This window comes from Flavobacteriales bacterium, assembly GCA_016704485.1.
Taxonomy (GTDB): Bacteria; Bacteroidota; Bacteroidia; order Flavobacteriales_F; family PHOS-HE28; genus PHOS-HE28.
Genome location: JADJAA010000001.1, coordinates 1,283,903 through 1,296,542, shown reverse-complemented (window position 1 = coordinate 1,296,542; position 12,640 = coordinate 1,283,903). Strand labels below are relative to the sequence as shown.

11 protein-coding genes are annotated in these 12,640 nt (G+C 49.2%); 5 read left to right on the top strand and 6 right to left on the bottom strand.

All coding sequences use genetic code 11. The annotated features are described in order from the left end of the window. Window positions 1–122 precede the first annotated feature (122 nt). The 6 genes from IPF95_05515 to IPF95_05490 form a co-directional block, all read right to left on the bottom strand. Complete coding sequence (locus tag IPF95_05515; protein MBK6474152.1) at window positions 123–872, bottom strand: YebC/PmpR family DNA-binding transcriptional regulator; 750 nt, start codon at window positions 870–872, stop codon at window positions 123–125. A gap of 359 nt (window positions 873–1,231) precedes the next feature. Next, the gene (locus tag IPF95_05510; GenBank protein ID MBK6474151.1) at window positions 1,232–2,212 is read right to left on the bottom strand and encodes a hypothetical protein; all 981 of its coding nucleotides are present in this window, start codon (window positions 2,210–2,212) and stop codon (window positions 1,232–1,234) included. Window positions 2,213–2,437: 225 nt separating this feature from the next. Then, window positions 2,438–2,815, bottom strand: coding sequence for a hypothetical protein (locus IPF95_05505; protein MBK6474150.1), 378 nt, complete (start codon window positions 2,813–2,815; stop codon window positions 2,438–2,440). Window positions 2,816–3,025: 210 nt separating this feature from the next. Beyond that, complete coding sequence (locus tag IPF95_05500) at window positions 3,026–4,384, bottom strand: hypothetical protein (GenBank protein MBK6474149.1); 1,359 nt, start codon at window positions 4,382–4,384, stop codon at window positions 3,026–3,028. Further along, the gene (locus IPF95_05495; GenBank protein MBK6474148.1) at window positions 4,381–4,866 is read right to left on the bottom strand and encodes an RNA polymerase sigma factor; all 486 of its coding nucleotides are present in this window, start codon (window positions 4,864–4,866) and stop codon (window positions 4,381–4,383) included. The genes IPF95_05500 and IPF95_05495 overlap by 4 nt, the downstream gene beginning before the upstream one ends. Window positions 4,867–5,035: 169 nt before the next feature. After that, window positions 5,036–5,341, bottom strand: coding sequence for a YtxH domain-containing protein (locus IPF95_05490; GenBank protein ID MBK6474147.1), 306 nt, complete (start codon window positions 5,339–5,341; stop codon window positions 5,036–5,038). 282 nt (window positions 5,342–5,623) lie between these two features. Here IPF95_05490 and IPF95_05485 point away from each other — a divergent pair, with 282 nt between their 5' ends. The 5 genes from IPF95_05485 to IPF95_05465 all read left to right on the top strand — a co-directional run bounded on the left by IPF95_05485 (window position 5,624) and on the right by IPF95_05465 (window position 12,546). After that, window positions 5,624–9,220, top strand: a complete 3,597-nt coding sequence (locus IPF95_05485) for a T9SS type A sorting domain-containing protein (GenBank protein ID MBK6474146.1) — start codon at window positions 5,624–5,626, stop codon at window positions 9,218–9,220. Window positions 9,221–9,377: 157 nt separating this feature from the next. Next, entirely contained in the window at window positions 9,378–10,325 is a 948-nt protein-coding gene (locus IPF95_05480) for a hypothetical protein (GenBank protein MBK6474145.1), read from the top strand. 49 nt (window positions 10,326–10,374) lie between these two features. Then, complete coding sequence (locus tag IPF95_05475) at window positions 10,375–10,695, top strand: hypothetical protein (protein MBK6474144.1); 321 nt, start codon at window positions 10,375–10,377, stop codon at window positions 10,693–10,695. Continuing rightward, the gene (locus IPF95_05470) at window positions 10,692–11,357 is read left to right on the top strand and encodes a hypothetical protein (GenBank protein ID MBK6474143.1); all 666 of its coding nucleotides are present in this window, start codon (window positions 10,692–10,694) and stop codon (window positions 11,355–11,357) included. Before IPF95_05475 ends, IPF95_05470 begins: the two co-directional genes overlap by 4 nt. A gap of 205 nt (window positions 11,358–11,562) precedes the next feature. After that, window positions 11,563–12,546 (top strand): hypothetical protein, encoded by a 984-nt coding sequence (locus tag IPF95_05465; GenBank protein MBK6474142.1) that lies wholly within the window; start codon window positions 11,563–11,565, stop codon window positions 12,544–12,546. Window positions 12,547–12,640 lie beyond the last annotated feature (94 nt).

Genomic DNA, 12,640 nt, shown 5'->3' with positions numbered 1-12,640 from the left:
GGCGGCTCTGCCCTCTGCGGTGAGTGATCCAGCATACGAAAAGCCCACTTCCGAAAGACCCTCGAACTGAAGCGTGAAGTGAATAGCTTAGCGTTTCACCTGTTCCAATACGTTGAAAAGGTTCAACTCATCAACTCGGCCTCCACCTCTTCGGTCAGGTCCATGTTGTGGTAAACGGTATTCACGTCCTCATCCTCCTCCAATAGGTCGATCAACTTCATTACGTTCCGGGCCGTATCGATATCAGCAGGGATCGTACTCAATGGGAATCGTTTCAATTCAGCGCTCTTACTCTCTACAGCAAGGCCCTCCAGCTTTTGTTGGATATCCCCAAAACTGGTAAAGGCTGCAAGTACCGTAAGTGTCTCGTCATCGCGGATCACATCATCGGCGCCAGCATCTATCAACTCCATCTCGAACTCGTCCAGATCACGTTCACCCAAAGTCGAATTCTCGATCACGAATTCTGCTTTCCGATCGAACACATGTGCAAGAGACCCTGAGGTACCTAGCGTTCCATCGCATTTCGAGAAGAACATACGAACGTTTGCAACGGTACGCGTGGTGTTGTTTGTAGCAGTTTCAACAAAGATCGCAATGCCCCCAGGTGCATACCCTTCGTAGGTCATTTCGGCATAATCCGCCTCATCCCCTCCTGCTGCCTTTTTTATGGCGCGTTCAACGATCTCCTTGGGCATATTCATGCCACGCGCGTTCTGCATGGCCATTTTCAACCGGAGGTTATTGTCCGGTGAGGGACCGCCAGCCTTAACGGCCATTGCGATCTCTTTTCCGATCCGGCTGAACAATTTGCTCAACTTGGCATTGCGAGCAAAGATCTTGTGTTTACGTTTTTCGAATATGCGGCCCATCTAGTTACGCTGAAGTAAGCTATGTCCGCACTGGCGAACAAGTAGCCAAAAGTAGGTGTTGACAGGCGAATACCTAAATGCGAAGCCGCAAGTCACGGTGATGTGCTTGCGGCTTCCGGATCCAACCCCTCATCGCGCGTACCATACGGGGACGTTCAAGTAACCCTATATGAAATTGGACATACGCTTTAACCCGGATCTTGCATTAGGATTCGTAGCGAGGATCAAATTCACAACGGTATCAAGGATTTCATTGAGGAGGAATAGCCTGAGCTCTACTGACGAAAGGAAATCCAGTGAAACGATTGATACCACAGTGAAATTGGGCCGTAGCAGAAGATCTACTGCAAGATCCGGGTTCAATTGAACCCGATGAGCGTAATGCCAATATTGAACGGAGTGAGTTCCGGCCCTTTGTTGTTCTGGAACAACGGAGTAAGCGCATATTCCGCAAAGACATTGACAGGACCGTAACCAAGTCGCACGGTAGCGGTTGCACGGTATGGTAAGAGCAGGTGATCTCCTTTGTCACGGTCTTTGTGTTTCACACCATCAACACTGTATTTCTGCTTGTACATGGTATCGAAATACCACGTACCGATGACACCGAATGCAAGATGTACATTATTCTTTCGACTATAGCTCTTTGCTGTACGCGTAAGGATCTCATCCTCTGATGGCAGGGGCGCGCGTTTTGTGTTGAACTCCAACATCAACGGCACACGCAGACCCATTTGACGCAACTTGTTCTTGCGGTAATCCGGGCTTTCCATCGGCACTCCATAGATCGAATCACGGTCATAAGCAAGTAGAACATTGTTCTTCAGATGGTAGTTCGCGAACTCTAATCCAAGGCCGGTTACCAAGCCAGCATGGTGGCTACCGAATTCCAATTTCTGTTCCATGAAATTGATGCTGAAAAAGCGGGACTTCAAATTATCGATCTCCATGAATTCAGCGTCCTTATCCAGATCGGCATCACCATCCAGGCCAAGCAAAGTGTTCACACCAACGTCCAGGCCTGCCCAGTATGTGAAATCGTTCCTACGGCCTCTTCGTAAATCCTTTAACCGCTCCTCAACGTTAACATTAGTAGAGTCGAATTCACGCTTTTCCGTAATGATCTTGAAGATCTTCCGCTTGGTCGTGATCCGGATCGTGTCCCGATCTTTATTTCCGGTCGTATCCGCCTTGATAATATCCGCATAGAGTCCTTTGCCAGGTTTAACGCCGACCACCAAGTTGCGCCCATCCAGGCCTTCAGGCGTTCCGGTGGTATCGGTCTGGGCATAAATGCCCGTTATCAGGCAGATCAGGGCGAGTGTTATCAGGGTGCGCATGGTCGTTGGTTTTAGCAGTCCTCATTCATAGGACGAGGTAGGGTCTCGTTTGTTACACGTGAGAGCAATAAAACAGACAATGAATACCCGTACATTCATGGACCGATCTCCGCGGCGCCATGGAATTAAAATGGTCCTGTAATAACCCGCTCATGGCCTGATCCGCCTTAATAACAGAAAACCCTGCACGAATGCAGGGCTTTCACTGGAAGAACGGCGATCCGCTCATCCGTTCTCAGGACGGAAATTGAAGCGCATATGTGTGGTCTTCCATATACCTTCAGGGTTTTCACCAATGTCGATGCGGGCCAGTTTGCGAAGAACGTACTCCGTCAATGCTACGTTCTCTGAGTGGCACGATAGTACCTCGACCTTACCTTCCTTATTGATCACGAAGCTCACATACACCTCACCATGCATGTTCTCTTTGGCCAACACTGGGAACGCTACGTTCCGGTTCAATGCACGTTCCAAGTTGCGCTCCATGACAGCAAGCTTGGATGAGTTATCGACAACTGCTGTGGGTGGGTTGATCGCCTTGGCCTGGCCAAGAATTGCGATCGTTGCTAACAAGAAAATGGAGCGGGAGATCATGGTTTTCATTGTGTTTGCTATTTGTTGGTTTACACTGAATAAGACAGCAACACCCCATGATCGGTTACAGGTTCAAATGATGGTTGTGATGAACGGTAATAATTTTGGTTGAGTGGATACGCAGGAGAACGGAACGGCGGACATGTCCCACTGTAGCAGGATGATGCAGAACATCCAGAACAACGTAATACAGGGGTGATCGCTGTTCGGCGATCCGTACTACCGCTTAGCGGTAATGGAAAGGTTGCGCCCTAAGCGCAGGTCGAACGTACGGTGGCGATCACCGGTCTTTTCAATGGTCAGTCCGGATCTGTCACCCGCGATCACTTTCAAACCCTTATCGACAGCCGCTACGGCATCGCTAATGCCTAACGGTTCAGTCGTGGCATCGGGTTGGTCCAGAACACGTTCACGAACGGTAGATGCGAACAATCCACCAACGGATACCGTCTTCGTATTTGTAGCTGGCGAGGTCACTTCGGCCAAGGACTCAATGTAATCAGGCACTTCGGCAACCTCAACATTGTCCAGTACCGGACGATCAACTTTTACATGAGGGACTACGACGTTTTGCTCAGCAAACTGCAAGGGTTCATCGCGTTGTATGGGTCGCACGGATGGCATGTCATTCTCCTTCTTCAGAGGCGCATTAATTGCTCTATTCTGTTGTAAGGTGATCGGATCTATTGACGAAGGTCCGTTCTTATCATCAATGACCGCTTCATTCTCAGCGACCTGCTGCTCCAAAAGAACATCCATCTTGTCAGGAGTAGGAGCGTCGTTGGTCGTGGTATTGTTAAGGTTGCTCGCAGGTTCAATTTTCTCAGCCACCTGTGGAATACGTTGAGGATCCTCTCGCAACATCCAGAAACCAACACCGAGCAATATTGCGATACTAGCTGCAACGGCCAACGCCATTTGCCAACGGGCTGCTCCGATCGCGATCACCTTCGCTCCTTTCTTCAATGCATCCTTATAAGGGAACCCCATTGGTTCAGGCTGCACACGAGCTTGTTGCACTAATGACCACGAGCGTGCCAATGATGCATCTTGATCGATCAACTTTACTATCGCGTCTTCTTGCTGTGCGTTCAGGTCTCCTTCCGCTAGAGCGATCAAAAAATCCTCTGCGGTATACAGCGATGGCATTCCCACAGGAGGCAATTCCCTTACCAGTGATCCCTTTTCTGCAAAGGCCATCGCTTCAGGCACCAACTTGGTCAACGCATAGATCCGTTCCGCGCTTTGATGTTCAGGGTTTTCAACAAGATAAGCCGTCAGCGCATTCAGTTGCGCCGGTGTAAGGTCTCCTTCCAACCGGGCGATCAGCATATCTCCCAATGGGCCTTCGCCCGGCATTCCAACTGGAGGAAAAGTGCGCTTAAGCGCCTTCTTCTCCACGTTGGAAAGCGATGCCTTCGTTATCGTCAACGAAGGCAGCTCTTCATCATCCGGCATCAAATGAGGATTCGCTAATAGAAAGGCCTCCAAGTCATGCTCTTGAGCTGGTGAAAGGGTTCCTTCCATGCGATCAAGCAGGTAGGCCTCGTAGTTGGTATGGTCAATGCGTGTGCTCACAATACGGTTTCCAAATGGCCGATGTATTCCTTCAGTGCCGAACGGCCTCGATAAATGTACACTTTCACTTGTGCCAGGTTCAAGTCCACTAACTCAGCGATCTCTTCATAACCATAACCTTCCAGATCGCGCAAGAGCACCACACTGCGTTGAATAGGCGGTAATGTAGCCAGCGCAGCATCAAGAACGGCTTTCAGATCCGGCTGCGACTGGCTTACGTGCTGCATGCGTTCATGATGGTCTTCCAAGCGCGTACTTCGTGTCCCTTTTCTAACTTCATCCACAATGGCGTGGTGCGCTGTGGTGAACAAATAACTTTTCACTTTATTGGCATCCACTTGATCCACCTTCATCCAAAGCCGGGCAAAACTTTCCTGTACCACATCCTTCGCTTGTTCTTGATCACGCAGGTGCTTCACTGCAAAGCGATAGATCCCATCCGCATGAGCATCAACAGCTGCATTATAGTCGAAGAGAGTCACCTTGAGGGAGGATTTCTTTTTGTGTGACGGGTACGTACAACATAAAGTTACAGCGATCCAGGAACTGATCAGGATCAACTAATGGTCGGCGATTAATTTACGAAGCAAAAAAATCCCCGTCCATGCCTTTTCGGCCCGGTACGGGGATCTATTATCGTAAAGGAACTCCTTAGTTCTTCGCAGCTGCACGAGCGCCATTTGCCACTTCGTGAACAGCTTCTTTTGCACGATCCTTGGTCTGCTTCACTTTGTTACTGGCGTCGTCTGCCAACTCGTCAGCATCATTCTTCATACTCTTCAGAATGCCTTTGCCTTCATTGGCCATAGCTGCGAGTTTGTCACGCAGATCGCCACCTTTCTTGGAGATCTTCTTCCGTGTTTCTTTGCCTGGATCGGGTGCAAAGAGAATGCCCAGTGCTGCTCCCGCTGCTAATGCGGCGAGTGTAATTGCGATGGTACTTTTTGTACTTGCCATGATGAATTAGAGATTAGAATTGGTTATGCTTTCTTTCTTCACGTAAGGTAGTATATGTTCGGTCAAATTCCAAATCTGACACCTATTTACCATAGTTTAAGATCCGGACATCCTACTGCATCATGCGTATTGTGCATGGCTTTGAATTGAGCTAGTGAATGAAAAGGACAGCCAAGGATACTGGAACTTGGAAATATTCCTAATGGAATTACCAGAGGCACAACCATTCCCATTATACTGCGTCTATCTTACGCTACCAAACCGATCCATATGTGCAGAACATTGAGCCTCTTCCTGATCCTCTCTACTAGTCTCATCTTCGGGCAATTCGGTCCTGTGCAGATCGCATTCGAGAGTGATGTGGCCTACCCCTCAAAGACCTTGGCCGGCGATGTGGATGGCGATGGGTTAGTAGACCCCATCACTTATAGCCTTGTTGGCGGATATACGTACGGCACGCAGCTCACATGGTATCGCAATTTGGGGACCGGAGCATTCGCGCCCAAACAGGTTATGTTCACCGGCAACATCGCGAACAATGCAAGCGTGTTGATCCGCGACATGGATGACGACGGTGATGGCGACCTGGTGATCGATGGGAGCTGGTACAGCAACGATGGTACGGGCGCAGTGGCCTTGGTGGGAGCCTTCTCTCCGAACGGGGGCGCAGCACTTTTGTTGGAGGATCTGGATGGCGATGGTGATATCGACGACCTTGTCCGCACGGCCAATGGCGTGACTATATTACTGAACAACGGCTTTGGCACTTTCAGCGAGGGTGCGGCGCTAGGACCCACGGGGACCAATACCACCTTAAGCGCATCGTACGCTGATGTGAACGGTGACGGCCTCGCGGATCTCATCATCGGTGGCGATAATGCGCAAGTGGGTTGGTACGCAAACCTGGGTAGCGGAACCTATGGACCACAGCAAGTGATCATCGATCTCGTTTCACCTACGAAGACATTCTGTGGCGATGTCGATGGCGACGGTGATGCGGATGTCATCGGTTTTGGCCTTCCCGGCGGCACAGTATGGTTCGCGAATAACGGCTTAGGCGCATTCTCCATCGGCGATACTATTCCGTACGGATATCCGCAGGTGATCGCTGACGTCGATGGTGATGGTGATGTGGACTTCAGCGTAACTAGCGGTACGAGCTGCGATGTGAAGATCCTTCTCAATGACAATGGCGCATCTTGGACTATCGTGAACGTGGAAATGGTGAGCGGTTACAACCTAGTAGGTACCTCTTACAGCATCGGCGATCTGAACGGTGATGGTCGCATGGATCTGCTCGCTTCCAGCGGCATGGATATCGCAGGCTGGTTCGAGAATCTCGGCAATGGCACTATCGGAGCACGAAAACGATTTTGCCAAACCATGGCCGGTGGATACGATCTATCCGGTGCCGATATCGATCTGGATGGCGACCTGGATCTGGTTACGGCAAGTTATTATGGCGACTGGGTGTCCTGGTATGCGAACAACGGCGACGGCACATTTGGGAGACAGCAAATAGTGGTAGAAGATCGAGATAAAGTGAGCGTATCAAGAACTGCTGACCTCAACTACGACGGCCTGCCGGACATCATTACCAATGTTGCAAGTTGCGCGATCATTTGGAACAACAACGGTGGCTCGTCATGGACCGTGGGGACATTGCCGGATCTTGGTTCCTCGCGTTGCGAAGTGGATCTGGATGCCGATGGAGATCTGGACCTGATCGGTACCGGGAGTTGGTATGAGAACAACGGTTCAGGGGACTTCACGGTACACGCGGCGATCGAACTGGCACTTACGGGGGATGTTAAAGCCGGTGATATGAATGGTGATGGAGCCATTGATCTGGTGATCGGCGGCACGATAGTTTTAAGTGATGGCGTCGGCATTTTCACCACCGTGCCTGGAGGAATTAGCTTGGACGAATTCGCGCTAGGGGATCTTGATGGTGACATGGACGTTGACATATTGGAATACCGTTACGGTTATCTCGTGGGATACTACAACAATGGCGTTGGCAATATGACAAGTGACACACTTTCCACAACACCTCCAGGCATGCCGCGCACACTGATCTTAGAGGACATCAATGGGGATTCGTACCTCGATGCTATTTGGGCATTAAGCAACGGATACACGCACCAGACGTACTACAACTTGAACCTCGGAAATGGGCAGCTGAGCGGCAACTCGTTGATCGACCCCACCGCCGAAAGTGCTGCGGCCATGATCTATGCAGACTTGAACAATGATGCAGTACCCGACCTCGTGACCGTGCGATTCCGTTCGATCAGTTGGCAACAGAATCATTTCTATGATGCATATCGCTTACGAGGTTCGGTATTCCTCGACTTTGACGTGGATGCCATGCTTGATCCCACCGACCAAAAAGTACCCTACCAACTAGTAAAGACCGATGCGAACAATATTCTTGTTTGGACCAACAGCTTTGGCGATTACGACCTGCCGGCTGACACTGGGACATGGAATGTGTGGACCACACATCCACCGATCTATGCGGTCACTAACAACCCGGATACGTTGAGCGCAACACTGACCAATGCGTTACCGATCGCGGCGGATCTCGACTTTGGGCTAGCACCATCCGCGACCGCCGATACGTCAATTGATCTTTCAATAACCACTGGCGGAGCATGGTCATGCAACAGAGAAGTTGGTATCTGGCTGGATCTGCGCAACACCGGCACATTCATTCCGCAGAATGGATACATCGATGTGGAGATACTCGGGACTATTACGGTGGATGACTTGTATCCGGCTCCTGATTCAACATCTGGCGATCACTATTACTGGAACATCGACAGCCTCGGTTGGTTCCAACACTTCGCAATAGGTATCGCTGTTACCCTCGGCCCGATCGGAAGTTCCTCTAGCCTCACAGCAACATTTAATGCAGGAAATATGACAACACCGGTCTTCACGAACACTGGTGGCTTCATTGGAACATGTGCCTATGACCCTAACGACAAACTGGTCACGCCACAAGGTTATGGACCGGCAGGTGCGGTGCCGGTGGATATTGATTGGTTGGAATATACCATCAGGTTCCAGAATACGGGTACCGATACCGCATTCACCGTGGTATTACTAGACTCGCTTGATCTTGATGTGGATCCAAACTCATTGGATATCATTAGCGCATCACACTCGCTCACACACATTCAAGTGGATGCTGATCACGTAGCACAATTCCGATTTCAACAGATCCTATTGCCGGATAGCAATGTGAACGAGCTTGCAAGTCATGGCTACATCAAATACCGCATCAAACCGAACGAAGGTTCACCCCACCTCACGGAGATCACGAACACCGCCGCGATCTACTTCGACCTGAACGAACCGGTGATCACAAACACTACTTTGAACACTTTGGTGGATTGCAACTTGTTCACGGCAAGTGTCACAGATCTTGGTGGTTCAGTTTTGGAAGCCAATGCAAGTGAAAGCTACCAATGGTTCATGAATGGTGCCATCGTTACGGATGCGACGGAACAACAGTTTACTGCCACCGAAAAGGGTATGTACACCGTTCAAGCAACCAGCGAATATGGATGTGTGGCTGTGAGCGACCCGTATCAAGTGATCATTACGCATATTACGGACCACGACCAATTGGGCGTGACCGTTACTCCGAATCCATTCAACACCCGAACACGATTGGATTTCAATGAGGTGTTGACCAAGGATCACATGATCGAAGTGATCGATGTAAGTGGGCGAACCTTGCGCACTTTGCAAGGGAACGGCACCTCTGCATTGATCCTGGAAAGAGGTGAATTGAGCGTTGGGCTTTACATGGTTCGCATCAGTAAAGCCGAAAAGTTGTTGAGTGCCGTGAGTGTCGCGGTTGAATAATTCACGTTTCACGCGGCTTGATCATGACGAAATTCCGCACAAGGATCGGGATCTCGTTCAAAAAGATAATAGTGCGAGGCAGCCATTTGCCTTTATTTACGTCTAGTCAGTGTAACCGCCAGAAACAGCTAACACCATCTCCAAAACTCAATATCGAATGAAGACCAAAGCAACGATCCTAACAACGCTTATTGCCATTGCGGTGATCGTAGGCTGTAAGAAAGAGCCTGATAACCCTGCTGCACCTTCAGATCCTGTACCGGACCAGTATGCATTCCAGCAGTTCTTCGCAGACAATATCGCGGATGCTACACAGAGTTTTTCCGTTAATGCTACCACTGGGGGACAAGTAACCGGCATGAAAGGCACGCAGTTGATCTTCGAACCCAATACATTCCTAAATGCTGACGGCACACCTGTTAGCGGCCAAGTAAATGTAAAATTGGTTGAGGTGCTTTCCGTTAGCGATATGATCTGGTTGAACGTACAAACCGTAGGCAATGATAATGGCACATTGAAGATGTTGCGCAGTGGTGGCGCAATGAATATTACTGCTTCTCAAAGCGGAAATGACCTACGCATAACACCGGGAGGTCTTGTTGTCAATATTCCAACGGAGGTTGGTGACCCCGCGATGGAGCTCTTCAGTGGAAATATCAATACCGATGGAAGCATGACATGGGAGCGCATTGACTCTTCTACGGTAGTCGTTGAAGAAGACTATTTTGATCTATTCTACAACTTCGCTCCGGACTCTTTGCAATGGATGAATTGCGACCAATTCTACGAATATCCTGACCTTACGCACGTAACAGCTACGGTGCCCACTAACATATCTTTTGGCAGTACCTTCGTTTGGATAACCTTCCCCTCTGAAAATGCAGTGGTCTGGATGAATCCGACAACTGGTCAATTCTTTACCACCCCATTATCGTACCAAGGAGTTCCTGTGGGTATGCAGGCAACGATAGTCGCTTTGAATCGTACGATCGCGGGAGACTTCTCATCTTTCACACCGATAACAATTACCAATGGAATGAACGTAGCATTGACATTCACGCCCACCACATTGACAGAGTTCTACGACCAACTGAACGCGCTTTGACCACTTAGCATCCTGTTGAAGAAATTCCTCATCCATAAGCTAATCTAAAATGAAGACCAAAGCAACGATCTTAACCACGCTTATTGCCATTGCGGTGATCGTAGGCTGTAAAAAGGAGCCGGATAACCCAGCTTCACCTGCACCGACGCCGAACCCCGTGACAGGTAGTTCGCCTCTCAGAGCTTTATTTGTGAACAACGTAGCCAACGCTACGCAGACCTTCATTGTCAATGCCGCAACAGGCGGCCAGGTCATGGGCAATAAAGGAACGCGGTTGGATTTCGAACCAAATGCTTTCGTATATGAAAATGGCACGCCAGTGATGGGTCTGGTGCAGGTTTCCTTAGTTGAAGCCCTATCGGTGATATGATCTGGTTGAACAAACAGACCGTTGGTAATGATAACGGCACCCAAAGACTGTTGATCAGTGGCGGTGCGATCAATGTTTACGCGAATCTGGGCAACACGCCGGTTCAAATAACCGATGGCGGACTAATTGCCAAGATCCCCACAAGTGTTGGCGATCCATCAATGGAGTTGTTCAGAGGGAACGAGAACGACTTAGGGGACATGATCTGGGATCGCATTGACTCCGGAATAGTTTCCGTTGATACCGCGTACTATGACACCACGGACTACACGTACACCTTTCCGTACTACTTCTACTACGACATTGCCGGAAACACCGACGTTCAGTGGACCAACTGCGATTACTTCATGTATGATCCGAACCCGACCACTATTACTGCGAGCATGCCTACGAACCTATCCACCGATAGTACCGCGGCCTGGATCGCATTTCCAACATTGAATTCGTTATCAAGCTTATATGCATCAAGTCCGCAAGCCTTTACGACCATGCAAGTTGTACCCATAGGTATGCAGGCGGTGATAGTCGGGCTTAGAGATGAAGGCAACGGTAATTATTCTTCATCATTCAACCCCATAACGATCACTAGCAACATGAACGTTCCAATGACCTTCGCTCCAACGACTCTCCAACAATTCAATGATGACGTGAATGGATTATAACATTCGCTAGTGTCTTAATCGGTCAGTACGACCTAAGTTCCTGCGACGTCTTGTTGAACGCCTTTTGAGAGTAGCCTGGTTGACTTGCTTGACTAACATTCATCGTGATAGACCCGACCCCCATTGGCGATCCATTTGAGTGTGCTGTTACCAAACGACTATTGACCACTAGGCTCGAATAACTTTAACCATAAAAACTCAAAAAATGAAACCGACTCGATTAATTCTGATCGCTCTTGTCGCAATAGCTACGATCTGGGGATGCAAAAAAGATGTTGTTGACAATACACCAGCACCATCACCATCACCAACACCAACATCGAGCGAGCCAATGTTCCGTCAGTATTTCGCGGACAACGTAGCTGACGCAACGCAGACGTTCACGGTAAATGCTGTTACAGGTGGTCAGGTAATGGGCACAAGGGGAACTCAATTGGACTTCGAACCTGGAGCCTTCATATATGATGACGGTACACCCGTAACTGGTCAGGTCCAGGTATCGTTGGTCGAAGTTCTTTCGGTCAGTGAGATGATCTTGTTCAACATACAAACCGTTGGAAATGACAACGGCAACCTAAGGATGTTGCGTAGCGGTGGTGCAATCAATGTATATGCCAACCAAGGCAGTACGCCAGTGCAAATAACGAATGGTGGCCTTATTGCTAAGATCCCTACCGATATAGGCGATCCGTCAATGGATCTGTTCAGTGGCAATATCAACAGTGATGGGAACATGATCTGGGATCGCATTGATTCTGCTATTGTTTCCGTTGATTCCGCTTACTATGACACAACGGATTATACCTACACATTCCCCTATTACTTCAATTACAATTTCAATCCGGAAAGCAATTCAAACTGGAACAATTGTGACTTCTGGTGGGACTATCCGACCACAACATCGGTACAAGCAACTATTCCTTCAACGTATACTTGGTACAACACACAAACGTGGATCATCTTTCCTACGGAGAACGCTTCGGCAGGTATGTATTCCAATCCTTCGCTAATTGTAACCTCCCCCCAGGTCGGTGTAGGTGCAGACGCGGTAGTAGTTAGCATTTACGGGGATTCCTTGGGCGTTTATTCCTCCTTCAACCCCATAACGGTTGCCCCAGGCATGAACATACCGCTTTCATACACACCTACTACAATTGCCCAGTTCGAAGCCGATGTGAACGCACTCTAGCGCATGACCTTTGAGTTCATAGAGCCTCGGCCATTGCCGGGGCTCTTTTTGTTCCTTGGTAATGATCCTTCCACATAAATGTTTGAGAACGGGA